The following is a 20,935-nucleotide window of genomic DNA, read 5'->3' on the forward strand; positions in this document are numbered from 1 at the left end:
GATTTATCCCGCCGATAGGATGAACCATACGCCCGGTGTTTTCCGTCGTCAACCTATCCAGGTATCCCCATTGTGGATAGGTTGTGGCCGTTTTTCTTGACTCATCCTGTGCGGGCAAAAAGATTGGATTGGACAGGTTTTTTCTAGGGGAATTTGGGATATGTCTGATGGTTACAAGGCGTTGATCCGGGAAGCACAGGCTAAGGGGAAGCCTGCTTTGCTCTCGTTCGACGCCGTGCCTAGCGAAATTGAGGGTGTCGCTTTCGGGATCGACTATGTTGATAGTACGGGCCAAAAGTCCCGTCGTTGGGTAACAGCAAGAGGATTTAAGGAAGGTCTGTTGTGGGCGTATTGCTGGGTGCGAAGGGATATGCGCAGTTTTAGCCTCCATCGAATAGAGGCGATAATTGATGATGCTGGCGAAGTGCGTGATCCAGCGTCTGTTTTTCCGGAGATAATTGCTCCCAGGAGGACAATAAATGTCCAGACCACACCTAAACGGAAGCGTGACGTTGATCGGGGAGCATTTAATGCCCGCATTGCCGAACGAAATGCCGAGGTTGCAAGTGAACGCACTGAAGCTAAACACCGCAAAGAACCCGATCAAAGAACCCTTCTCATTGGTCGGGTTCTTTTGGCGGCTATATTTATGATTATTATTTTGTTTGTTCTGCTGTGAGTTTTTGCTGCTGCTTACGACCGCGTTGGTGGCGGGAGGGTAAGAACCTGTCAAGAGGCAGGTGGATTTATTTCCCTTTCGGGTCTTGTATCCACCGCCCTCCCGCCATATGCGAGATGCACCCGGATTCCGGGCACAAAAATAGCCGCGAGTAACGTGACGGCTAACCACCGTCTTGAACAGAGGATTCATACTCTCCCGCGGCGGATTTATCCCACCGATAGGATGAACGATACGCCCGGTGTTTTTCGTCGTTAACCTATTCAGGTATCCCCATTTCGGATAGTTTGTTGCCGTTTTTCTTGACTTGGACACGCCAAGAAATGAGCCTTTTCGCGGGGTTACGTCTTGGGAGATTGAGCTTTGAAACTGATATTGAGCTACGGCTGGCCGTTGATCCTGGCATTGATCGTGGCGTTGGGACTCGTCATTACCGGCGTGTATGGCGGTGAGTGGGTTGCTGGCTGCACGAGTGCCACTTGTAACGCGGTTCGTTCCCTTCAATGGGAAACGCTTACTGCCGGGTTTTTGGGGCTGGCCGGTGGTGTCGCTGTCATTGTGATGACCCGGTACCAGCTTCATGAAAGTCGAGAAGCTGAGGCTAAAGTGGAGTTGGCGGACGTGGATGCTCTTATTCTGGCTTACGAACATTGCCGGAAAACTGTTGTCGATACAGCTTTTTGGGCGATTGGTTACGTTAAGGCCGATGACCCGGTTACGGCTGGGATTGCTAATAAACAAATTGAGAACGCAGTGAGCACGGATAGGCCGGAAAAGCTGTTTAATGCTGTTCAGGCCCAATACCGGTTGCCAATTTGGTTGCGCGGAGCCGCCTGGCAAGTTGAACAAGCAATAGACATTTGCGGTCATGGCAGATTTGGTGTTCTGCCAGAGAATACGCATTATACGAATGTGGAGAGTACTCGGCAGTTTCTTCAATATAGTTGCCAAGAGCTGGAAAAGGCCGTTGAGAACCTGAAGGGTCAGCGAGAACGATTTGCCGAGATTTTGTTGAAGCGGTAGCGTTCTTACGGAAGGGCTGAGTTCGTTGATCCAGGTCGTGTGATCGCCTTGTTTTCGCGATGAGTGTGCATTTTGCACATTAGTTGTTGACATATGCGTCAGTAGTGTGCATATTACACATTGTAATTCATTGTGAATGTCTGCCTTAGCATGAAAACAAAGACTAAGATTTCGTGGTAGGGCTTTGAGGAGAACATAGGGAAATGAGATACAAAACATTTTTGGGCAATAAAATGAGGGTCTCTGGTCATGGCTGTAGGCAGCGATACTGTAATTTCGAAACTCTTGCTCAATGGGTTTGAGCTTCGCAAAGAAGACAAAGAATCCTTTTTCTTTGTCAAACCAGGGCATCCCTTTCCGATTTGTGTGAATCATCCTGTAAGTGAAGTTACTAAAACGGCACTTGCGGAATATGAAAAAGCTGCTGGTATCTCGTTTTCTTGAAAAAAAAATATATGCAGCAAGTAGTTCGCTAATTCGCGCACAAAGTTTAATGCTGCATTTCATAACAGGTAAACGGCGGCGTATGGTGTGTGCGCTAGCCTCGGCATCATCCTCATATGTTTGACTGATGTTCTTGCTGTGAGGCCCTGCCTGTTCAGATAATTCATTGGATTGATCTTTACAGATAAAGGTCTCTCGAAATGAAGGAAGGTATATATGGAACGCAACTATACGGCGTTCATCTTTAAGGATGAAGGTGGGTACACCGTGTCCTTCCCGGATTTGCCAGGATGCATTTCCGTCGCTTCCACTCTTGATGGAGCGTACAGTAAAGCTCGTGACGTGCTCCCCGCTTATCTGGATGTGATGCGCGCTGAAAACATGAACATTCCTGAGCCTACGCCATATGAAAATGTGGTTTTGAGCGAGGAAAATTCCGAAAATTTTGTAGCCAAGGTTCTGGCACCGGCAAAAATGCCAGGGCAAATGGTTCGTACAAACATCACGATCGATTCTTATCTTTTGGAGGCGATCGATCGCATTAGCACAAACCGTTCTGCGTTTTTCAACGAGTTGGCAGAGCAGGAAGTTAAGCGGCGAACCGCAGTTTAACGAATGTTCTCGATACAAATCTGATGTGCTGATATGTGCCGGATCTTCTTCGGTGAACCGAAGAAGAAAACAATGAAGGCCGGAGTTGGTGCTTAACGTTGTCAGCCCGCGATTTTCAGAGAAGCCCGTGCCGGAAATGGCGCGGGCTTTATTTTTGTGTGTTTGCATCGTGTCCCCCTGTTGTTGCCGTTTTACGCCGGCACCGGCGATAAGCTGGTGCTGTAGGCAAGGTTGATGCCCGGTGCCGGTTTCAGGCTTTGCCGTAATGTGCGGATCGCGGTCATATCGGCGATGAAGACGTGCAGGCAGTCGGGGTTTTTGCAGGACAGGGTTATTTCCCGATACAGGCTGGTGACTTGCCGGGTTTTTACGGTGCCGCATGCAGACCCGCAATGCGGGCACTTCATGGAATTGTTGCCAAGGGCTGACATCGTTTAATCCTTTGTGATGGTTGCTGATGCGCCCCCCGGCGCTTTGCCCGGGGCCTGTTTCAGGCCCCAGACAAACAGGTTCAAAAGGGAAACGAGTTGCTCGAATTCAGGGATTAGCTGGCCGCGTTCGATCCGGTCGATATGCCCGTCGAGCATCGCGGATGAAAGCGATGCCATGCGCTGGGCCAGTTCAAACTGCGCGCGGTTGCCATTGATGGTGGTTGCAGCGGAAAACTGTAGCGGGGTGGCATTGCCAAACCCGGCATGGCGCAAAACGTCGTTGACGTAATGTGGCCCCAAGGCGCTGGCAAGGTGCCGCCAGTCCGACAGATTGGGGCAGGTTGCCCCGTTTTTCCATGACTTCAAAGTACGCGGATTGAACGGTGTTTTTTCTGCCAGGTCCGACAATTGAAGGCGCAGGCCATTGTCGTGGCGGCGGCCATCCCCAACATATCTGCGAAGAATAGCCGAGTGCGCCTCTCCGAAGTTTTCCTGTTCGATAGCATTAGCGACGGCCACGGTAATTCGCCCCCAGGTGGTGTATAGGAATAATTCAACTATTATTCAAAATGAATAATAAATACAAGCGCGTTTTGTTGGTGGTCGATAAGGGAAAGGTCGGGTTATGTGGGAAAAAACAGAGGAATGCTGCGATTTGCAAGGTGAGCCGAAAATAGGAAAAAAATTGCGCGAGGCGCGAGAAAGGCTCCGTATGTCTGGTGAGGCTGCGGCAAATGCTGCCGGGCTGTCGAGCGCACAAACCCTGTACGGTTATGAAAAGGACCGCCGCGAACCGGACTTTTCTGCCTTGATCCGGTTATGCAATACGCTGGGCGAAACCCCGAACTCTTTGTTTTCTTTTCCCGATTTTAACCGTGCTCTGATGGCTGATGTGATGGTTGCCGTGGACGAGTTTATGGCGGCAAATCGCCGTAAGGTTGATCCGGGTGTGAAAGCGCAATTGTGCTTTGCCGTCTATGATGCCCTGGAAGCCGAGCCCGATAAGCTGCGGGACCACAATGGCCGTCTTAATCTATCGGAATTGATGGGTTTAATGCGCCTCGCCCTTTGAGCAGGCGAGCTATCCCTATTCGGGATAGGGTTTTGAAAAATCGCGAATTGCAGCTTGACGTTGCACGGGTATTTCAGTTTTTTAAATAAACGGGCAGCCGGTGGGCGGGACAACCCACCGACTTCGTGCAAGGGACGTTGCACTACCAGACATGTGGCTTTTTCCCGTAAGCCGTCCAGCCCCGCTCCGTACGGAGACCGGTGTATCGAATATGGTAGTTAGAATGCGTCGTGCGAATGTTTTTACAACACAGCGCGGTCGCCAGTCCTGGGATCGCGCAATGTCTCTTATCAGCCAGACCAAACCGGTCAAGAAAAGTTACGTGCTTCACGTCCTCCTGTCCGCCGTCTTTTTTTTGGCGATCTTCACTTGGGTTGCGATGGCTAATCCCGGGCTTTTTTGATGGCCGCTCATATGTATTTTATTCGTTTTGAATAATTTCGTGGTTGTTTTTTAAGGAAATCAGCATGTCGAGAAAACGGTTAGAGAAGCCTTCAATGCTATCTGCCTTCAATAAAAGCGACTTCATTGAAATAGGTTTAGAGGGAGCCGAGGGAGGCATCGACGCCCTGTTTAATGATTACGTCTTGGCATTAATTCCGGGAGCGAGCTTTGCCAAGTTAGTGCTTAAGCTTCCCAAGACTTTGCATAACAGGCTATTCGAGCGGGCTCTTATTGGATTTCTCAGTGCTGGCGATGACGTTGACCATGAGGAATGGGCTGCATGGGTACGTAAACTTGAACAGAAAGATGGCGGTTTAGATAGAGCTGGTCAGATCCTATTAAGGACATTGTCAGCAATCGACGACGCTGAAAAGGCGAGATACTTGGGGATGATTTATGCCGCTGCCGCCAAGCAGCAAATTACCATTGATGATATGTTCAGGATGCAAATGGTTCTTGATCGGGCTTATCTGCCGGATGTCGCTAACTTGGCGCTGCAAGTACATCATTCAACGGGGGGACTCCCTTCGGCGACGGAAGCTATGATTTTCTTGGGGCTGGTCAGCAGAGAATTCGGGACCACAATGGATGAACTTGGGTTAGTTTTTTACTCCCCAACAGAACTGGGGTTCAAATTTCTGGCTGTGATTTCAGAGAATGGCACGCTTAAATAGAGGTGAGTTCTTCGGCCCCGAACGATGTCACAAACCCGCCGTCTGACAGTTCGTGTGTGACTTCCCCTGTTATCCATTTGACCGCTGTAATCTCCTGTCGCCAGCCCTGAAGTTGTAGGGGTTGGCCTGCATGAATGGCGGGGTTTCCGTTTGCCAGTTGCAGGTTGATGGATTGCTGGCCGCGTTGCATCCGTGCCCATTCGGCCCGGGCGGAATGATAAGCCGTGATGGCATTGGGAAAATCGCGTTTCAGGGTTTTCCAGTTTTCGCCTTCGCCCGCTGTTGAATAACGGGTTTTGTTGGCTGCCTGATCGCGCCATTTGGCCCGCACGCCGGTGTAGGTGCTTTCGCGGTCGCTAATCTCGAAACGATGGCTAACGTTGTCTGACCGGCTGATTTTGGCGGTTGGCAGGGCGATGCCGCTTATTGTTTTGGTGTAACCGACCGGCGTGAACAGCAAACGGCCTGCCTTGACCGTGGCAATGGCATCGTAATCCTTGCCAAGCCTGGTGAGGAAATTCAGGTCGCTTTCGTTGGTCTGGTCGATATGGCTGATCACAATCGCGCTTAGGCCATCCTCGATCGCGGGGATAAGGTTTTGCCTTTTGGCAATTGTGGTCAGGATTTCGCCCAGGGTCTTATCGCTATAGGATTCCTCGCGCTGGACCTTGAAGGCCCCTTGGAAATCGGCACTGCAGCCTGAAATCGTGATGCGGTCGGGCGGGCCGCTTTCACCGACCTGGTCAACAATGAAGGTGCCTTTATCGACAAGGTTGCCGTCATAGCCGATCAAAACCTGAAGGCGCACGCCGCGCCGGGGCAGGTGAATGGTTTCTTCAGGCGCACACAGTTCGATTTCGCATTCATCGGCCTCGATGCCGGTTTTGTCGACGATGCGCAGACTGTTTAGATATTTCGCCAGTGTGGCGGTCACATCGATGTTGTCGGCAATGATCTGATAGGCCGGGGTCATGGTTTGCTGTCCATCAGTTTGCCAAGCTGTTCGTTGTCGTCATTGCCATAGCGTTTAAGAGCGATGGTGAATTCGATTTTGCGGGCCAGACCGTTGGACACGAAGTGCGACCGGTTGTCATCGATCTTGGCAATAAACCATTTACCCAGCACATCGCCATTGCCGGCCGTTAAAATCCATGCCTTTCCGCCTGCGGCCATTTCGCGCAATTTATCGATGTGGGATGGCCCGCCGGTCAATTCCGGCATCAACGTTCCATCGATGGTTAATTCGTCTTCGCCCGGGCCAAGGAATTGATGCGCGGGTGCCTTGCCAAAACGGTTGCTGGCAGACCACCGATATTCCGTTGTGCGCTTTAATGTTTCATAGGGCACGGTGCGCAAGTGAAAGCTAAACATGCCAAGGGATAGCAGCATATCAGTTGGTCCTGTCGATCATTGCGGTGCGGGCGCGGGCCTGCTTGCGCCGTTCAAATTCTTCAAGCTGGCGGCGGACTTCCTTGGCGATGGCTTTTTCATCACTGCCAGCGGGGGGATTGATGATGATTTGATAGCTATCCTGTGACGTTGGCACCGGCGTTGTTTGTGCCGAGGCCCCGGCAGGGCCAGTGGCAATGGCAGCGGCAACCGGGGCAACGGCCATCGTGCGAACCGGGCTGGTTCGCATATTGCGCACGTTCTTGGGGGCCTGTGGTCCGGTGCCTTTTACCTCGATCGTCTTTTTGCCATCGCCAAACAGGTCGGATATCCAGCCGATTTTCTCGCCTATCCAGTCAAAGGCGGCTTTGGCTCCGCCCAACACGGAATCCCAAAGATTAATGAAAAAATCCATGATCGCCCCCCAGTTTGTCGCGATCAGGCCAATGGGGGTGAATGACAGCAAGGTTTTGATCGTTTCCCACGTTCCTGAAAACTTACTGGTGATGCTGTCCCATAAATTGACAAAGAATGTTTTGATCGGTTCCCAATAAGTGAAAATCAGCGTTGCCGCGATGGCAATGCCGCCAATGATGGCAATCAACGGGTTTGCCATTGCCGCGACGGCCATTGCCCGCAAACCGCCGGTTACGATTGGGAAGGCAACCTTTGCGACCGACGCGACAAGGCCGATACCTTTGCTCACAATGCCAAAGCCACCCCCTAATAGACCGGACTGAATACCCAGGGCCGTCATGGCAAATCTTGCCATTGCGAACGGGCCGAGTAAGCCTGCCACTGTTGTTGCCAATATACCGCCGACAAAAATCAGCCCGGCCACACCGGCAGCAACCTTGACCAGCGTACTGGCAAGCACCGGGTTTTCCTGGACCCAACTGGTCACGGAGCGGACAACACCGGTGGCAGACTGGATAAGCGAGCGCAAAGGGGCATCATTGGTGTCCGTCAGGGCGATATTCATGCCCTCGACAGCGGACCAGAATGATTTGATGTCGCCACTGGCGTTGTCGCCCATCTGTTTGGCAACGCGGGTGGTTTCGCCCATTGAATTGTTCAGAATGTCGATGAACTGGGTGATTGCGCCTGATCCGCCCTGATCAATCAGGGTGGCAAAGGCCGCCCCGGCTTCCTGCCCGGCAATGGCGGTTAATTGTGCCAGGCGCTGGGCGCTTCCCATACCTTCCGTTGACTTAGCCACATCGGCCAGAATTGCAACCATGTCCCGTGCGTTGCCGTTGGCATCCATTGTGGAAACGCCGAGTTCTTTCATGGCCGCTGCGGCCTCTTTTGGTGGCTTGGACATACGCGAAAACAGGGATCGCAGGGCCGTGCCAGCCATGCTGCCCTGAATGCCGACATTGCCAAGCATCCCCGACATAGCGGCAACGTCCTCGACAGACGCGCCGAACTCTTTGGCAATGGGGGCGGTGTATTTCATGGTTTCGCCCAACATGGTCAAATCCACGTTGGATCGCGTAAAGGTGGCCGTCATAATGTCGCCTAGCCGCCCCATCTCGCTGGCTTTCATACCAAAGCCAGAAAGCACGTTTGACGCAATGTCCGCAGTCGTTGCCAAGTCCGTGGCCCCGGCCTTTGCCAGATCAAGCATACCGGGCATTGTTTGCAAAACTTCGTTGGCATCAAATCCGGCCATAGCCAGAAATTGCATACCGGATGCAGCTTCGGAGGCGGAAAAGCTGGTGGTCGCGCCCAGTTCCTTTGCTTGCTGGCGCAACGCCGCCATTGCTTCGGATGTTTGATCGAGGCGGGCAATCGCACCGACAGCGGACATTTGTTCGCCAAAGTCAATCCCGGCACCCGCCATGCGGCTGCCAAGGGCAAGGGCACCGCCGCCGACAGCCATGCCAGCCGCGCCGCCCATTGCCATGTTCGCTTGCAGTTGCATGGTTCTTTGCATTCTGGATCGGGCAGCGGCCAGTTGGTTCGTTCGCCGTCTTGCCTGTTCCAGTGCCTGGCTTTGTTGTTCTGCCGCCCGTCGTGCGGCATCAAGGTCGCCCCTAAGTTGGCGCTGTGCCGAGGAGAGGCGCCGGGTATCGATCCCGGCAGATCGCAGTCTTTCGCGCATTTCGGCGGTTGCGGCGGAAGTGGTTGTTTCGGCCTGTCTTAGGCGTGCGACTTCCTTGCGGGCGGCGTTGAATTCCGCCCGCATCTTTCGTGTGACCCTATCGGTTGATGCAATCTGTTGGCCCAATTGCTGGGCGCGGTTTTCTGCCGCCGCAAGGGCCGTTGCATTTTGCCGGGCAGCGGCCTTTAAATCGCGGAAAGACTGGATGTTCCCTGATACCCGTTCAAGGTCTCGCACCCGGCTGGCGGCTTCGCCAAGCTGGTTTCGCAACTGATCGGTCGATTGGCGCATTCGTCGGAAAGGTGCCGTGATCTTATCCGCTGCCTGCATCAGGATATTGAGTTTTAAATCAGCCATGCGATTCCTGTCGGGTATCAGGGACGGTTATTCTGGCGCAGGGCATCGGCTTCCATCTGAAGGAATTGCACGGCCAATTCATAGGTTTCGACCAGCTCTTCAAGACTTAGCCTGTTAAAGACGTTTGGCGGAAAGGATCCCGGGAACGCCTTCATGATGATGCCCCACGCCGTGGGAATGTCGTCAGGGACCGCTACTCGGTAAAAAAATTTACGCTGATTTCCTGCATGATCGCGAGAGCATCACGGGCATCAAGTTGCTGAACATGGCTTTCATTGATGGCAGGCATGGTAATGCGCGGCAGCAGGATAAACAGGACATTGGTGTCCAGTTCGGCAAGCTGGGTCAGCTTGACGCCGCGCAGATCGCCACTTAGCGGGCGGCGCACAGTGATTTTATCCAGCGTCTTGTCGGTGCCATAGGGCAGGGGTGATTTAAGGGCCAGGTCAAAGCTGGCATTGATGGCGCTGTTGCTAATTGCGGCAATATCGTTGGTTTTCTTGGTCATGTTGGTCCCTTTCAAGAAAAAAGCAGGAATGCCCCCCGGCGCTGCCTCTTGATCAGGATTGGTCTTGTGTTACGCGGTCAGACCCAGCGCCTGGCGCAGTTTCGCTTGCCGGTCTTCACCATTAATCTTTTCAATGCCGTTGATCATGTCGATCTCGACAATCACGTCGCCATTGACACTGTATGTCAGATAGGTGATCGGCATTTCGACCTTCATTTTTGCCATTTCACCGGCTTTCAACGAGCCCATGTCGCTTTTTTTGAAACGGCCCCGGACCGAAATTTCAATCGCGTCCACGGTGCTGTCGGCATCGTCGGCCTTGGCGGCGGCCAGCAGGCGCACACCAATGCCAGACGCATCGGCAATGCCAAACTGTTTGATAACGTCGGTGCTGAATTCGGCGAGCGTGAATTCGATTTTCATCGCCTCGATGCCAAGGTCGAGTTCAACTTCACCCAGCATCGCGCCGCCGCGATAGGATTCCGTAACCCGTTCAAGTGCCGGGGTGACGACTTCCTCGGCTTTACCGGCATAGCCCACGCCATCAATGAAAACGTTAAAGTTCTTGATACTTTTCGGCAGCATTCCGCCATCTCCTTTTGTGCAGGTTGCTGATTATCGGAAAGGCGATTAAGCCGCCGCCACCATCGTTGCAAAGTCCACCAGGTAATCATCGGTGATCTTTTGTGCAAACATCAGGTTTTCGAGCGGCGGTACCGGCGTATAGTCGTAGGAAATCATCAGCTTGCCAGCCTTCAGGTTTTCCTTGCTGTTCTTTGCCGGATCAAACCAGGCCGAACCACCAATCAGGTAGCCACGCGCGACCAGGTCGCGGAATTTGGCATTCACCCCGTCAATGATGTCGCGCACCAGTGTTGGGTTCATGGGTTTATCCACGGCCCAAAAGTGCGCCTCGGCCATCGTGTCGGCCAGCACCTGGGCGGTGCGGGTATAGTTTTCAAAGGCAAACAGCGGATCGGCGCTGCAAGTGCGCGAGCCCCAAAAACGATAGCCCTTGTTGTTGATCAGGGTGGTTACATCTTTGGCATTCAACACACCGGCATCGGTCGCGGGGCTTTGCAGATCCCAGTATACGTCTTTGTTGATGCCGGAAACGCCATTAACCGGCACGTTCGATAGTGTTTTGTGCCAGCCGATATCCTCGTCGATCTGGGCACGCAGGCCAAGGGCACGAGCGGTTGCATAAGCGTTGCGTTCGGCGTTGGCTTGTGTGTCCCAATTGACAAAATCGGGCCAGATCAGCATCAGCTCACGCGCACCGAAACCATCACGATAGGCAATGGCTTCCTCGATGGTTTCGCAGCCATAGCAGGACGCATACGCAAAGGACCGGGTCAGTTGCGCGATCGAGACCAGTTCGGCAGTGACATTTTGATTATCCAGCCCGGGCACACCAAGAATACGGGGCTGCACACCAAGCAGCGGCTTGGCGGCGGTCAGGGCCTGCATGCCGGTCTTTTTGCCGTTTACAACACTGCCAATCAGGTTTGATGTGGTTTCGGCTTCGTCTGCGCCTTCAGGAACGCGCACGACAACCGTCAGCGGGTTGCCATGATCTTTGATCGCATCAAGCGCATAAGGCAGGGTGCCGGTTGTGCCGGCCGCACTGATCCCCTTGTTGATATCGGTGATCAAAGCAGGGCGGTTGAGCGGGAATGTATCGGCATCGGCGGTTTCGCCGGTGCAAACAACACCAATAACGGCAGTTTCAATTGTGCGGATTGGTCGGGTGCCATCGGATACTTCGATGACGCGCACACCATGATGATAGTCGGTGGCCATTATAAATCTCCGGGTTAGGGGCGGGGTCAGGAAAACGTGATGACGTAGGCACGCAAACCGGCGGCATCGTTGCTATCGGTCAGGGCGATAATCGCGTCCTTATGGGCGCGGGCCTGTTTGATGATGTCGTCGGAAAACACGCTGGCCGCATCGTTAAGGGCGATCATCTGGGTCGCATCCAGGGCCACCGGTTGGTTGTCCGCATCGATCCAGTCCATTTCAAATGCACCTGCATCGGCCTGCGCTTTCATAGCCTTGATGGCGTTCGTATTGATGCGGGTCATGCTGGCGGCATCCGCCTGATAACGATGGCCATCATATGTAAAGCCGTTCGCCAGCATCTGGTCGCGGATGGCATCAATCCGGGTTTTCAGCCGGGCGGCCACGCCACCAATATCACGCGGGGCGGCTTCATAGCGGCGATGCACACTTTCCGCCTCGATGTCATAGACCCAAGCCAGCGTGTCAAAATCGTCGTCGTAACCCTCGGGAAAGCTCTCATCGACTGTTAGCGGGCGGCGTAGCAGTGCGCCAGCTTCATCACGGGGCAATTCGTTGATAGGTGTTTCAAAGCCAGCGATTTCCTCGCGGATTACGGCATGGTTGACCACCACGGCATAGTGTTTTTTGTTCATTTCAGCCCTCACGTAATAGCGCCACGAATGTCGCCCTGGTTAATCCATGTGATGTTGACGTTTCCGATGATGGCTTTGCCCGCTAGGCCATAAGCACCCCGGTCGCCGGGTGATCCGTTCTTGCCCAGATCGCCCCCTCGTCCGGCATTGCCAGCGCCAGCGCCACCGGTTGTCAGGGTGCCAGGCGAACCGGATGTTTGCTCGTTAGCACCGGCCCCAGGCAGGAATCCCGCACCGCCGCCACCACCGACATAAACCGAGTTCCCGCCAACACCGCCGCCGCCACCGATGACGCCCTGGTTATCGATGGTAATTGCACTTGCAGCCTCAATTGCATGGCCGCCGCTATTGACCACGCCGCTGGATCGTTCAGCGAAATTGCCGCCAGCCCCAACAACATAGGCTCCGGCTGAAATCAACAGGCTGATCTGGGAGCCAGCCGGGAAAGCCCCGGTTTTCAGGGCTACAGCGGGGTAAGCCGTTGTTGATCCAACTTTGATGCCCGGCATGACAATGAACCGGCCAAAATAGCGGCTCGTACCATTCCACCCATTGTCCCGCGCAAGATCGGTCAGGATGACATTGTATTGATCAACACTGATCAGCACGTCTCTGGCTTGCAGGTTTGCAAGCGTTTGTGGCGAGGCATACAGCATCACGCGGCCCGCCCTTTTAAACCAACACGCAATCCAGCCCCGACAGGATCGATCCCAATGCCGGTAACAACCAGCGACACGGCATCGCCCTGTTTGATCAACGGATTGGCAACCAGTGTCCCGGCCTTCAAAACGCTGCTATCGGCTGCGAAAGACGGTTTAACAGCGCAAATTGATGCACCATTAACGCGGATGTCAAAGACCACCGGCGCACCCGAAGGTACGGTTTCAATTCTGGCAACGATGGTTTGCGGGGTAATGTCGCGTGAGGCAATAACGGTGCCGTGCGTTTTGATTTCAAGGTCGGTTGGCTGGATATCGGGATCAAACCCGGCATTAAACGGAATGTCATAAGGGGAATCCGGGCTTACCCCCAGCTTGTCGCGCAAAGCAGCAACGTCCGCCTGGTCAATATGACGGGGGCGCAGCCGAAATGATTTTCGGATGAAATTGACAGTGCGCCAGACCTGATCCATTGCCTTGTTCTTATCACTCATTTCGCCCACACCACTTTGCGGTTCGTCGGTTCGATGATCAGGCGTTCGCCCGTTGCCTCAAAATGCGCCTGGTCGAATACCTGCAATGCCGCAAACACCGTGTCGTTGCACAGAATGTTCATGTGAAAGCGATCATCAAATTCAGCTGGGGCAATTAACTGCCCCTCTGCATCCAGTTCAGGGAAGGTGGTTTGCAGCTTGCCGATTGGAACAAGCTGCCATTCGTGGGTTGCACTAATCCAGCCTTGGTCATCGTAAAACTGGCTGGTGCTAATGATTTCACCGGTTTGTTCATTGATCGCGCTGTTTGAAAGGGCAGAGATCATGGCCGATTCCGTGCCAGAAACCAGACACAGGTCATGGTTTAAGGTCTGCATCATTTTTGCACCATTGCGTTGAGGTCTGCTTCGGGGAGGTAGCGGTTATAAACCGCAAACCGTTTTAAAATTAGCGGCCAGCCCAGGAGGTAGGTATTGTACCCGAACCGCATTTGACATAGGCCCGCAGGCATTGTTGTTGGTTTTGATGTGCTTGGATTTGTCGAGCCTGTCTTTGTTAGGCGCAATGTATCTTCGTTAAATTGGGTCACCGAAATCAATTCAGCTAATCCCGCCCCTTCTTTATAAGTTGCGGAAACATCAGCCCCATTAGCTCGGGGCAAAACAGTGAGCGCTCCTGAATTGGGTGCCTGATACATCCGATACAAGTTGTTGGTAGTACCATCTGATAACTCAAAAACAGACGTGACCCCAGCGTACTGACCCGCAAGCGGGTTTTCGGAGTCCAACAGGATCGTGTGGCCATCCGCATCACTGTCCCAGACTTCAAACGGGATCAGTTCGGTAATCTTGACGTTATCAACCGTAAATTCCGAACTTGTCGCATTTCGCGAAAATCCGAAGCCGCTGAACTTTGCGGTAAAGTCAAACGAATATGTGCCGTTCGCGATATAATTCCACGATATGGATTCCGCGTAGGCGGTAGGATCGTCCGCGATGAACAAGCGCACAGAGCCGGAAAAAACTTCGAGATCAAATGTAACCCGATAGCGTTTTCCTTTAGTCAGCGGGTTAATCCAAAATGGGCGATAATCGGACGTCGGGGCATGATAGGCTTTTCCTGTTTGCCATACCCAGTGATTTTCTGAACTTTGCGACCACAGAGAAAGGTCAGATGCAAAATCACCATTAGGGACCAATGCAGGCTCACTTCTTTCAATAGGCCCGATTGTCAACACATCCGCTGGAAGAACTACAGAAGCTCCGCCGGTATCAGCGCCAACAAAACGACCGGGGAATACTGATTTTTCGACCTGCGGCTCGGCAAGCCGAAGCGTTATGTCAATTGGGTTGTTTGACGGCACAAACACTGCAAACCAGCAAAAAAGCGACGGATCAGTTTCAACAATTGTGCGCGTAGCAAAAATCTGTTGAAAGTTTTCCGCCAGTTCTTTTTGCATGTAGCCATATGTACCGACGTGTGGACCAACAGCCTCCACAATACCGATACCGATTTTGTCGATATTGTTAAAGCTACCTGCAATTGCTTTCGCCTTTATTTGGCATGTCCATTTCTCGCCTTGCGCGCTTTTGGCAACGTTAGGGTTAGCCAACCTAAAAACAGGAGTATTGGGCGTGCCGAAAAAGCGAATATCAAGGTACTTGAAACCTTTATCATACCCAATGCCGACAATTTCTGTCTGTATGTCACCGGTATTTGAAAGATGCCACCCCGTGGGCAGAACCCCGCCTTCACCAATAATGCCGGGCGTCGCGCCAGACCACATTTGGCGCGTCAGATAAGTGGTAGTGGTATAAGCGTCGATGCGCTTGCCACGGTATTCCAGCGTGACCGGATCATAATCGTCAGCCTGGTCATCTGGTTCCGTCCATCTCCGGTTCCCGAGCGCATCAATATAGGGCGCAGATTTACCGCCCCGCGAAAACACAAACGGTGCAGGAAGGTTTTCACCAGGTTCAGCAAATTCAAGCAGGCAGGGCTCGCAATCGGTGCGAAATGCCGGTTCAATCTGGGTCGGGTGCGGGTCTTTGGATGTTATGTGGTTGCTTAGGCGGCCCCACAAATCCGAATAACCAGCATCGCCTGAAAATTCAACCGTGACGGCATTTTCTGGCAATTGCGTCCAGGCAAGGGCAAAGCGAAACACCCAAGGTACGAGATCACCGCGAAAGCCCAGATTGAGGCTGTCGCTGGACCAGATTGCAAACAGCGTCCCGTCTTCAAGGAAAAAGCCCACTTCCTTAACCCAGAAATTGGGTTTCCCAGCATCGATGCGTGCTTCGACCACGATTTGTTGCGGGCCGGGAATGGCACCCGCATAGACGGTAACGCGTACTTGTTCTGACTGCATGGCGGTGCGGGCCTGGGCTGCGGCCAGCGGTGCATTACTGGCATCGCGGACGGCATAACCACCATCGCCAAGAGCAATATGCGTAATTTTCGCCTGCAATCCTTGCCCGTGGGCGGCGGCGACAGCGGCAAGGCCAGCGGATGTTAGAATAGGGGATAGCGATAGTTCGCTCATTTAGTCGATCCTCATATCAATAGTCGCGGCGCGAAAGACACAGGTCACGCCAGAAAGGGCGGCGTGGCTGATTGCCGATGTGCCCGCACAATCCAGCACCGCGTCGGTGACGGTGTAGGCGCTGGCGGCACAGGTGATTCCCAAGGCGCTGGCTGGTTCGACGACGTGCCGAATGTCGGCCAGATGGCTACGCACATTTTTGGTGGCCATCACTGTTTGATAAATTTTGTCCTGGTCATCGGCAGAAAGTCCGCCGCCGGAGCCGAATTCGATTTCAAACGTGTAGGGCAGGCCTGGTTCGTTTTTCTCGAACCATTCGATGATATTGACCGGGTCAAGGTTCAAAGCCTTCAGGGCGCGTTTAACGGCCCCGCGTGTGCCTTTGCGGCGATGGACTTCGTAGCTTTCATCGATCACCTGGCGTTTGACCATTTCCGGCCATGCGGGATCCCACGTATCGACTGAAAACGACCAGGCAAGCCACGGCAAAAAGGCAGCGGGACACGTCCAGGGATCCCACAGCGTATCAATCAGCACATCGATATCGTCGATATTGCTGGTTGTCTTTTCCAGGGCCCGTTCAAGGTCGGTCGCGTTTGGGGGCAAAAGGGTCATGCCGCCTCCAGCACGGTGACGGTCAGGCCGATGCAAAAGGCGAATTGATCATGTGCCGGTTCGATGTCGGTGAATGGTGTGGTGCCATCGCCGTAATAGATGATGGCTTTGCGGACGCCATCGACACGGGCAGCTTTGTGCAAGCCATCGATCGTAACCGGTTCGCCCAATTTTCGTTGTGACACGATAAAGGTGTTCAGGTTGGTTTCGGACGCCTTACGCACGACTTCGGCATCAGGCCCTGAATAGACATGAAGAAAAACGCGAACGTCATAATTGATGGTGGTAGCGGCTTTGGCCGATACCCTGTCGGTCAGGGGGCGGACGTCTTCTTCGTTCAAAGCGTCATGCACGGCGGCAACAACGTCATTCGTTGGGATACCATTACCGCTGTTTGACATGACCGTGACAATGACGGTGCCCGGTTCGGGGCTGGCGATATCGACGTCGTAAACATCTGGATGCGCCGAAAGCGCGTGATATTTGTATGCACCGATAGGGCCAGCGGTGCTCAGGGCCTCAAAGGCCAGCAGGATACGAATGCGGAAGGCTTCGTCTTTTTCCATGACGGCCGGCACAGGGGGCACCGCAGTATCATCGGCGGGGGTAATGACTTGGCGGGCGACGTGATAGCGAGCACCGATGTTGTCAAGATCAGTCCCTGTGGCGGTTGCGATCATGCAGGCCCGGGCGGCATCATTGATGCGCTGGCGCAAAATCACTTCACGCAGGGCGGATTCCTCAAGCAGCTTGACCACCGGATCGGATTCCAGTTCGGGATCCCAGTCCGGTAAAATACCTGCAGCGTCAAATAGGGCTTTTGCCCGTGCCTTGCGTTCGGCAAGGATGGTTTCAAAATCGATTGTTTTGACAACATCGGGGGCGGAAAGTGCGCCCAGATCAATGGCGTCAAAGCGGGTGGTCATAATGCTACCCCTACCTTGACTTCATAGGTGACAGCTTCGCCATCATCCTTGATATGGCCAGAAAGTGCGACTTCGGCTTTGCCGTCAAATCCCACGGAAACAGAGACCTTTTGCAGGTCAAGGCGCGGTTCCCAACGCTCAATTGCATCGGCGGTCGCGGCAATAAGCTGGCTGGCCCCGGTGGCGTTGCCCGGGCTGTCGATCAGATCATAAATATATGACCCATACTCGCGGCGTTTCACACGGGTGCCGACAGGTGTGGTCAGAATATCGCGAACCGACTGGCCGATATGATTGCGTTTCGTAAGTGCCGTGCTGGTCAGGTTGCTGATGCCATAGGTCATGTCTTAGCCCCCAACCGTGAAACGGGCTTCGCCCTGGGTGACGGTTGAGCCACAGGCAACCGGATCGCCAATACGGCCAATCTGGCGACCCGCAACGGTAAACCGCGGCGCACCAGCGGCCAGAATAGAAGCGTGTGTTTCGGGGATCGACGGGCAGGTATGTGCCCCCCAGGCATGGCCCTGACAATGAACCGGGATACCGCGCACCGTGAAACGGCTTTCGCCCTCGACATTTGGGCGTGGTGGCCAACAACCGTGGCCTGATCCCATGTGGCCTTTCAGTGTCACTGCGGGCATCAGGAATCCTCCAGTGCACTGATATGGGCGGCATCCAGCGAGAGCTTACCGCCTGCCTTGATGCGGATGGCACCAGCCGCCGTTAATACGAGATCACCCACGCTGTTCAGGGTCATGGTTTTGCTGTTGGTGTCGTATTTGGCAACTGTGCCATCCTCCCACTGAACGATATCGACCGCGCCGTCGGTCGATACGCTGGGGAGAGAGTCTGAATAAAGAACCTGAAGGATGACGCCGTTAGATGGGTCGCCGCTGGGAGATGCGACAACGACTTGCGTGCCTTTGCGCAAATGATTGGTGCCACGATGGTTTTGACCAATCACGCCGGGCACCGGTAGCCACTGGCTTTTTCTGCCATTTACGTCCAGCTTGACCAATGCGCGTGCGTGATCGGCATCGGTAATGGTTCCGATAGCGATCAAATTCTGGATCATGCGCAGGATTTCGGCGTTTTCTGTCATGCGCCGATGATGACCACAGCTTCAAAGGGTGGTCATGGTGCGACTGGTTGAATGATTATGAAACAACCACTGGCGATTAGTGCCCGCTGGCAATCTCGTTAATCAGCCGGTCGCGGATCATCGCCATATCTTCCTTTGATATGCCAAGTAACGGGCGTTCGGGATATTTGATGCGGGGGCCGCCTGCCTCGACATAATCAACCGCGCCAAAGTGATGAACCGCTGCGATTGCAGCGGTTTTGCCGGTAAAGCCTACCGATGCGCCTTGCGGTGTGGCCGTCATTTGCATGCGACGCGCCTTGCGAAAGCCCAGCATCATTTTTTTCGCCCCGCGTATTTTACCTTCGCTGTCGCGTTTGCGCGGCTCCCAGGGCTTTCCTTCGGGATCCTGTTGTTTGGTAATGCGTTGCTGGTTGCGCTTGCGGATTTCCCGGGCGATATCGCGTAACAGGCGTTTCCGCCCTGCCGGGGACAGGGATGCGATGGCCTGTTCTATCCAGGCATCAAACCTTTCAAAGCCATTGAATTCGCTTTGCGCCATTACGTCAGACCGGGAAAATAGGTGGCCATATCAATATCGCGCACATCGGCATCGCGCTGGTAATCAAGGCGGGTGCCGTTGTCTTCCGACACAACAACAGTTGTTTCGCTTAGATTGACCTTGATCGACACATCTGCGGCCTTGGTGTTGATGATATCGACATGAAATTCAAGGGCGTCCTGGTCACGGTCCGGGCAGTTTTCATCGACCCATTTGGTCATCAGAAAAAGCAGGTCTTCGGGGTTTCCGGCAAAGTCGGTCAGGATCAGGTGAGCGACATAGTTGATCTGAAAATTTGTGTTTGTCGTGCTATCGCCCTGTAGGCATCGAACCGTGCCTTTTTCCGCAAAGGTCAAAAGTTCCTTTGCCTTAATGCCGAGACCCGATTTCAGCAGGAAGTTGCGGGCATCAGTCAGTTTTTTCATGTCTGCCTTCCTGTAATGCGCGAATGCGCCGGTTTTTGCCGTAACAGTCGTCGTGGGCTTCGATCAGATCGACGATCAGATTTGCCACCTTGGCATCGGTAATAGGCGGGGCCGGCATTGCTGGCCGGTGCGCACATGCTGTCAGTTCAACGGGGATATTCTGCTTAACGTACGTGATCTTTGTGATCGGCATCGGCGTTGCGCAGGCTGTTAATAAGCCCGTGAACAGCAGGACCAACACACCCGTTGCGCGGCGCACTGGCAATTTCCCTGCGTAATTCATCAAGCTGGGATGTGACCTTTTGGCGGCGCGTCTGTTCGGCGATGATCGCCGCGTCATTACGGCGTTTGTCCGCTTCGTACCGGCTGATTTCGGCCATGTTTGACCGGTTGATGTTTTGAAGTTCGCGCACATCGGCTTGTCTCGCTTCAAGCTGGGCATTGACTGTTTGAAGGCGCAACCACAGGAAACCGATGGTGGTTGCCAGTATGATACCGGCAAGCAGTTTCCAGTTTGCACCGGCTAATCGCAAAATTGCGAGCCCCGGCATGGTCAGTCCCCCAGCAACATGATTTTGAAGTAGCGCCAGACGTGATCGACATAATTGATGGTTTCGCGACTGTGTGCGCCGGTGACTTGCGGCAGGCAATGAATGATTTGTTCATAGCCATTTGCGCCCTGGCATTTGGCCTGGGCTGCCAAAATGTTGCCAAGGCCACCATTGTAACTGGCCAGCGCCAGGCTGTGCCTGTCGGTTTCGGGGCGCGGCGCAGACCATTGTGCGCGGAGCCGCCCCATGTAGTAGGCCGCCGCCTCGATCGACAATTCAGGGGCGAAGGCAGACGCATTTGCCGGAAAATCCAATTCGCCCGCAATCTGGTCCCAAGTACCGGGCATGAATTGGCAAAGGCCCATAGCGCCAACGGGCGAAATGGCCCCGGTTTTAAATCGTGATTCCTGAAAACATTGCGATTTCAGCAGCCGCCAATCTACGCCGGGCATAAAACGGCCAGCAGCACTGCGAAAATCCGTGTCGTATTTGTCAGGAAAGGATGAGGCCAAACATGATGCAGACGCCCAAATGAAAACGGCCATAGTAATCAGAAACAGCCTGATCATTTGCTTTCTCCAGCCAGTTGGAAAGGTCGAAACCGATAGCGCGGTTATGAAGCCAAAGGGCTATGCGCATACAAATGAACGCGATGGTGGCAAGCAGCAATTTCATGCCAAATGACGTGGCAATAATGTTTTCCATCACGTTTTCCTTTCTGCTTTCAGGTTCGCGGCTTTGAGAGCCAGGCGGTAATGCAGGTGCTTGTAAATCCAGTTGACGATAAAGGTGCCGATGGCGACCACGGCAGAAAGCATTGCGAGTTTTTCGTTTGTCGATAGCCCCACCAGAAAGCCGGACCCCGATGCCGCGTAGGCGGTGATCGTCGTTTTATCCAT

At 53.7% G+C, this 20,935-nt stretch carries 32 protein-coding genes; 6 read left to right on the forward strand and 26 right to left on the reverse strand.

Annotation, left to right across the window (positions count from 1 at the left end; all coding sequences use genetic code 11):
- Positions 1 to 160: 160 nt before the first annotated feature.
- The 4 genes from LF95_RS14700 (at position 161) to LF95_RS14710 (ending at position 2,758) form a co-directional block, all read left to right on the forward strand.
- The gene (locus tag LF95_RS14700) at positions 161 to 679 is read left to right on the forward strand and encodes a hypothetical protein (protein WP_073955778.1); all 519 of its coding nucleotides are present in this window, start codon (positions 161 to 163) and stop codon (positions 677 to 679) included.
- 363 nt (positions 680 to 1,042) lie between these two features.
- Complete coding sequence (locus tag LF95_RS14705; protein ID WP_143182052.1) at positions 1,043 to 1,702, forward strand: hypothetical protein; 660 nt, start codon at positions 1,043 to 1,045, stop codon at positions 1,700 to 1,702.
- A 249-nt stretch (positions 1,703 to 1,951) separates the two neighbouring features.
- Entirely contained in the window at positions 1,952 to 2,146 is a 195-nt protein-coding gene (locus tag LF95_RS22825; RefSeq protein WP_143182053.1) for a hypothetical protein, read from the forward strand.
- A 216-nt stretch (positions 2,147 to 2,362) separates the two neighbouring features.
- Positions 2,363 to 2,758 (forward strand): type II toxin-antitoxin system HicB family antitoxin, encoded by a 396-nt coding sequence (locus tag LF95_RS14710; RefSeq protein WP_073955780.1) that lies wholly within the window; start codon positions 2,363 to 2,365, stop codon positions 2,756 to 2,758.
- A gap of 191 nt (positions 2,759 to 2,949) precedes the next feature.
- Here LF95_RS14710 and LF95_RS14715 read toward each other — a convergent pair whose 3' ends face one another.
- Positions 2,950 to 3,189, reverse strand: coding sequence for an ogr/Delta-like zinc finger family protein (locus LF95_RS14715; RefSeq protein WP_073955781.1), 240 nt, complete (start codon positions 3,187 to 3,189; stop codon positions 2,950 to 2,952).
- A 3-nt stretch (positions 3,190 to 3,192) separates the two neighbouring features.
- Complete coding sequence (locus LF95_RS14720) at positions 3,193 to 3,708, reverse strand: hypothetical protein (protein ID WP_073955782.1); 516 nt, start codon at positions 3,706 to 3,708, stop codon at positions 3,193 to 3,195.
- Positions 3,709 to 3,814: 106 nt separating this feature from the next.
- Between LF95_RS14720 and LF95_RS14725 the strand changes: the two genes are divergently transcribed.
- Positions 3,815 to 4,261 (forward strand): helix-turn-helix domain-containing protein, encoded by a 447-nt coding sequence (locus LF95_RS14725; RefSeq protein ID WP_073955783.1) that lies wholly within the window; start codon positions 3,815 to 3,817, stop codon positions 4,259 to 4,261.
- 467 nt (positions 4,262 to 4,728) lie between these two features.
- Positions 4,729 to 5,379 carry a hypothetical protein gene (locus LF95_RS14735; RefSeq protein WP_073955785.1) on the forward strand — a complete coding sequence of 217 codons (651 nt, stop codon included), beginning with the start codon at positions 4,729 to 4,731 and terminating at the stop codon, positions 5,377 to 5,379.
- Here the strand turns inward: LF95_RS14735 and LF95_RS14740 are convergent.
- The 24 genes from LF95_RS14740 to LF95_RS14845 all read right to left on the reverse strand — a co-directional run bounded on the left by LF95_RS14740 (position 5,372) and on the right by LF95_RS14845 (position 20,935).
- Entirely contained in the window at positions 5,372 to 6,352 is a 981-nt protein-coding gene (locus LF95_RS14740) for a contractile injection system protein, VgrG/Pvc8 family (protein ID WP_073955786.1), read from the reverse strand. The genes LF95_RS14735 and LF95_RS14740 overlap by 8 nt on opposite strands.
- Entirely contained in the window at positions 6,349 to 6,768 is a 420-nt protein-coding gene (locus tag LF95_RS14745) for a phage tail protein (RefSeq protein ID WP_073955787.1), read from the reverse strand. Before LF95_RS14745 ends, LF95_RS14740 begins: the two co-directional genes overlap by 4 nt.
- A 1-nt stretch (position 6,769) precedes the next feature.
- Positions 6,770 to 9,232, reverse strand: a complete 2,463-nt coding sequence (locus LF95_RS14750; protein ID WP_073955788.1) for a phage tail tape measure protein — start codon at positions 9,230 to 9,232, stop codon at positions 6,770 to 6,772.
- A 17-nt stretch (positions 9,233 to 9,249) separates the two neighbouring features.
- Entirely contained in the window at positions 9,250 to 9,387 is a 138-nt protein-coding gene (locus LF95_RS22985; protein ID WP_168173709.1) for a hypothetical protein, read from the reverse strand.
- A gap of 38 nt (positions 9,388 to 9,425) precedes the next feature.
- Entirely contained in the window at positions 9,426 to 9,740 is a 315-nt protein-coding gene (locus tag LF95_RS14755; RefSeq protein WP_083607700.1) for a phage tail assembly protein, read from the reverse strand.
- Positions 9,741 to 9,809: 69 nt separating this feature from the next.
- On the reverse strand, positions 9,810 to 10,325 hold the full coding sequence (locus LF95_RS14760) for a phage major tail tube protein (RefSeq protein ID WP_073955789.1): 516 nt from the start codon (positions 10,323 to 10,325) through the stop codon (positions 9,810 to 9,812).
- Positions 10,326 to 10,370: 45 nt separating this feature from the next.
- Positions 10,371 to 11,543 (reverse strand): phage tail sheath protein, encoded by a 1,173-nt coding sequence (locus tag LF95_RS14765; RefSeq protein ID WP_073955790.1) that lies wholly within the window; start codon positions 11,541 to 11,543, stop codon positions 10,371 to 10,373.
- 26 nt (positions 11,544 to 11,569) lie between these two features.
- Complete coding sequence (locus LF95_RS14770) at positions 11,570 to 12,178, reverse strand: DUF4376 domain-containing protein (protein ID WP_073955791.1); 609 nt, start codon at positions 12,176 to 12,178, stop codon at positions 11,570 to 11,572.
- A gap of 8 nt (positions 12,179 to 12,186) precedes the next feature.
- Positions 12,187 to 12,834: a hypothetical protein gene (locus LF95_RS14775; RefSeq protein ID WP_073955792.1), complete on the reverse strand. Its 648-nt coding sequence runs from the start codon at positions 12,832 to 12,834 to the stop codon at positions 12,187 to 12,189.
- Positions 12,834 to 13,331 carry a hypothetical protein gene (locus tag LF95_RS14780; RefSeq protein WP_143182055.1) on the reverse strand — a complete coding sequence of 166 codons (498 nt, stop codon included), beginning with the start codon at positions 13,329 to 13,331 and terminating at the stop codon, positions 12,834 to 12,836. The genes LF95_RS14775 and LF95_RS14780 overlap by 1 nt, the downstream gene beginning before the upstream one ends.
- Positions 13,328 to 13,711 carry a hypothetical protein gene (locus LF95_RS14785; protein WP_073955794.1) on the reverse strand — a complete coding sequence of 128 codons (384 nt, stop codon included), beginning with the start codon at positions 13,709 to 13,711 and terminating at the stop codon, positions 13,328 to 13,330. The genes LF95_RS14780 and LF95_RS14785 overlap by 4 nt, the downstream gene beginning before the upstream one ends.
- A complete protein-coding gene (locus LF95_RS14790) occupies positions 13,708 to 15,876 on the reverse strand; it encodes a phage tail-collar fiber domain-containing protein (protein WP_073955795.1) in 2,169 nt (722 codons plus the stop codon). The genes LF95_RS14785 and LF95_RS14790 overlap by 4 nt, the downstream gene beginning before the upstream one ends.
- On the reverse strand, positions 15,877 to 16,491 hold the full coding sequence (locus tag LF95_RS14795; protein WP_073955796.1) for a phage tail protein I: 615 nt from the start codon (positions 16,489 to 16,491) through the stop codon (positions 15,877 to 15,879).
- Positions 16,488 to 17,417 (reverse strand): baseplate assembly protein, encoded by a 930-nt coding sequence (locus LF95_RS14800; protein ID WP_073955797.1) that lies wholly within the window; start codon positions 17,415 to 17,417, stop codon positions 16,488 to 16,490. Before LF95_RS14800 ends, LF95_RS14795 begins: the two co-directional genes overlap by 4 nt.
- Positions 17,414 to 17,761 carry a GPW/gp25 family protein gene (locus LF95_RS14805; protein WP_073955798.1) on the reverse strand — a complete coding sequence of 116 codons (348 nt, stop codon included), beginning with the start codon at positions 17,759 to 17,761 and terminating at the stop codon, positions 17,414 to 17,416. The genes LF95_RS14800 and LF95_RS14805 overlap by 4 nt, the downstream gene beginning before the upstream one ends.
- A 3-nt stretch (positions 17,762 to 17,764) precedes the next feature.
- On the reverse strand, positions 17,765 to 18,058 hold the full coding sequence (locus tag LF95_RS14810) for a PAAR domain-containing protein (protein WP_073955799.1): 294 nt from the start codon (positions 18,056 to 18,058) through the stop codon (positions 17,765 to 17,767).
- Positions 18,058 to 18,519, reverse strand: a complete 462-nt coding sequence (locus LF95_RS14815) for a phage baseplate assembly protein V (protein WP_073955800.1) — start codon at positions 18,517 to 18,519, stop codon at positions 18,058 to 18,060. Before LF95_RS14815 ends, LF95_RS14810 begins: the two co-directional genes overlap by 1 nt.
- 76 nt (positions 18,520 to 18,595) lie before the next feature.
- Positions 18,596 to 19,060: a phage virion morphogenesis protein gene (locus LF95_RS14820; RefSeq protein WP_073955801.1), complete on the reverse strand. Its 465-nt coding sequence runs from the start codon at positions 19,058 to 19,060 to the stop codon at positions 18,596 to 18,598.
- Entirely contained in the window at positions 19,060 to 19,485 is a 426-nt protein-coding gene (locus LF95_RS14825) for a phage tail protein (RefSeq protein ID WP_073955802.1), read from the reverse strand. The genes LF95_RS14820 and LF95_RS14825 overlap by 1 nt, the downstream gene beginning before the upstream one ends.
- A complete protein-coding gene (locus LF95_RS23650; protein WP_256359961.1) occupies positions 19,469 to 19,603 on the reverse strand; it encodes a hypothetical protein in 135 nt (44 codons plus the stop codon). The genes LF95_RS14825 and LF95_RS23650 overlap by 17 nt, the downstream gene beginning before the upstream one ends.
- Before the next feature lie 46 nt (positions 19,604 to 19,649).
- Positions 19,650 to 20,036: a hypothetical protein gene (locus LF95_RS14830; protein WP_073955803.1), complete on the reverse strand. Its 387-nt coding sequence runs from the start codon at positions 20,034 to 20,036 to the stop codon at positions 19,650 to 19,652.
- Between the two features lie 2 nt (positions 20,037 to 20,038).
- Positions 20,039 to 20,605: a transglycosylase SLT domain-containing protein gene (locus tag LF95_RS14835; RefSeq protein ID WP_371440826.1), complete on the reverse strand. Its 567-nt coding sequence runs from the start codon at positions 20,603 to 20,605 to the stop codon at positions 20,039 to 20,041.
- On the reverse strand, positions 20,529 to 20,741 hold the full coding sequence (locus tag LF95_RS14840; RefSeq protein ID WP_073955805.1) for a hypothetical protein: 213 nt from the start codon (positions 20,739 to 20,741) through the stop codon (positions 20,529 to 20,531). Before LF95_RS14840 ends, LF95_RS14835 begins: the two co-directional genes overlap by 77 nt.
- Positions 20,741 to 20,935, reverse strand: coding sequence for an HP1 family phage holin (locus LF95_RS14845; protein ID WP_073955806.1), 195 nt, complete (start codon positions 20,933 to 20,935; stop codon positions 20,741 to 20,743). The genes LF95_RS14840 and LF95_RS14845 overlap by 1 nt, the downstream gene beginning before the upstream one ends.

It is taken from the genome of Thalassospira sp. TSL5-1 (assembly GCF_001907695.1).
Lineage (GTDB): Bacteria > Pseudomonadota > Alphaproteobacteria > Rhodospirillales > Thalassospiraceae > Thalassospira.

Excerpts from the sequence above, each read along its gene's own strand:
- LF95_RS14700 (WP_073955778.1), top strand. The coding sequence starts at position 161 with ATGTCTGATGGTTACAAGGCGTTGATCCGGGAAGCACAGGCTAAGGGG.
- LF95_RS22825 (WP_143182053.1), top strand. The coding sequence starts at position 1,952 with ATGGCTGTAGGCAGCGATACTGTAATTTCGAAACTCTTGCTCAATGGG.
- LF95_RS14710 (WP_073955780.1), top strand. The coding sequence starts at position 2,363 with ATGGAACGCAACTATACGGCGTTCATCTTTAAGGATGAAGGTGGGTAC.
- LF95_RS14715 (WP_073955781.1), bottom strand. The coding sequence starts at position 3,189 with ATGTCAGCCCTTGGCAACAATTCCATGAAGTGCCCGCATTGCGGGTCT.
- LF95_RS14725 (WP_073955783.1), top strand. The coding sequence starts at position 3,815 with ATGTGGGAAAAAACAGAGGAATGCTGCGATTTGCAAGGTGAGCCGAAA.
- LF95_RS14735 (WP_073955785.1), top strand. The coding sequence starts at position 4,729 with ATGTCGAGAAAACGGTTAGAGAAGCCTTCAATGCTATCTGCCTTCAAT.
- LF95_RS14740 (WP_073955786.1), bottom strand. The coding sequence starts at position 6,352 with ATGACCCCGGCCTATCAGATCATTGCCGACAACATCGATGTGACCGCC.
- LF95_RS14745 (WP_073955787.1), bottom strand. The coding sequence starts at position 6,768 with ATGCTGCTATCCCTTGGCATGTTTAGCTTTCACTTGCGCACCGTGCCC.
- LF95_RS14750 (WP_073955788.1), bottom strand. The coding sequence starts at position 9,232 with ATGGCTGATTTAAAACTCAATATCCTGATGCAGGCAGCGGATAAGATC.
- LF95_RS22985 (WP_168173709.1), bottom strand. The coding sequence starts at position 9,387 with ATGAAGGCGTTCCCGGGATCCTTTCCGCCAAACGTCTTTAACAGGCTA.
- LF95_RS14755 (WP_083607700.1), bottom strand. The coding sequence starts at position 9,740 with ATGACCAAGAAAACCAACGATATTGCCGCAATTAGCAACAGCGCCATC.
- LF95_RS14760 (WP_073955789.1), bottom strand. The coding sequence starts at position 10,325 with ATGCTGCCGAAAAGTATCAAGAACTTTAACGTTTTCATTGATGGCGTG.
- LF95_RS14765 (WP_073955790.1), bottom strand. The coding sequence starts at position 11,543 with ATGGCCACCGACTATCATCATGGTGTGCGCGTCATCGAAGTATCCGAT.
- LF95_RS14770 (WP_073955791.1), bottom strand. The coding sequence starts at position 12,178 with ATGAACAAAAAACACTATGCCGTGGTGGTCAACCATGCCGTAATCCGC.
- LF95_RS14775 (WP_073955792.1), bottom strand. The coding sequence starts at position 12,834 with ATGCTGTATGCCTCGCCACAAACGCTTGCAAACCTGCAAGCCAGAGAC.
- LF95_RS14780 (WP_143182055.1), bottom strand. The coding sequence starts at position 13,331 with ATGAGTGATAAGAACAAGGCAATGGATCAGGTCTGGCGCACTGTCAAT.
- LF95_RS14785 (WP_073955794.1), bottom strand. The coding sequence starts at position 13,711 with ATGATGCAGACCTTAAACCATGACCTGTGTCTGGTTTCTGGCACGGAA.
- LF95_RS14790 (WP_073955795.1), bottom strand. The coding sequence starts at position 15,876 with ATGAGCGAACTATCGCTATCCCCTATTCTAACATCCGCTGGCCTTGCC.
- LF95_RS14795 (WP_073955796.1), bottom strand. The coding sequence starts at position 16,491 with ATGACCCTTTTGCCCCCAAACGCGACCGACCTTGAACGGGCCCTGGAA.
- LF95_RS14800 (WP_073955797.1), bottom strand. The coding sequence starts at position 17,417 with ATGACCACCCGCTTTGACGCCATTGATCTGGGCGCACTTTCCGCCCCC.
- LF95_RS14805 (WP_073955798.1), bottom strand. The coding sequence starts at position 17,761 with ATGACCTATGGCATCAGCAACCTGACCAGCACGGCACTTACGAAACGC.
- LF95_RS14810 (WP_073955799.1), bottom strand. The coding sequence starts at position 18,058 with ATGCCCGCAGTGACACTGAAAGGCCACATGGGATCAGGCCACGGTTGT.
- LF95_RS14815 (WP_073955800.1), bottom strand. The coding sequence starts at position 18,519 with ATGACAGAAAACGCCGAAATCCTGCGCATGATCCAGAATTTGATCGCT.
- LF95_RS14820 (WP_073955801.1), bottom strand. The coding sequence starts at position 19,060 with ATGGCGCAAAGCGAATTCAATGGCTTTGAAAGGTTTGATGCCTGGATA.
- LF95_RS14825 (WP_073955802.1), bottom strand. The coding sequence starts at position 19,485 with ATGAAAAAACTGACTGATGCCCGCAACTTCCTGCTGAAATCGGGTCTC.
- LF95_RS23650 (WP_256359961.1), bottom strand. The coding sequence starts at position 19,603 with ATGCCGGCCCCGCCTATTACCGATGCCAAGGTGGCAAATCTGATCGTC.
- LF95_RS14830 (WP_073955803.1), bottom strand. The coding sequence starts at position 20,036 with ATGCCGGGGCTCGCAATTTTGCGATTAGCCGGTGCAAACTGGAAACTG.
- LF95_RS14835 (WP_371440826.1), bottom strand. The coding sequence starts at position 20,605 with ATGATCAGGCTGTTTCTGATTACTATGGCCGTTTTCATTTGGGCGTCT.
- LF95_RS14840 (WP_073955805.1), bottom strand. The coding sequence starts at position 20,741 with ATGGAAAACATTATTGCCACGTCATTTGGCATGAAATTGCTGCTTGCC.
- LF95_RS14845 (WP_073955806.1), bottom strand. The coding sequence starts at position 20,935 with ATGGATAAAACGACGATCACCGCCTACGCGGCATCGGGGTCCGGCTTT.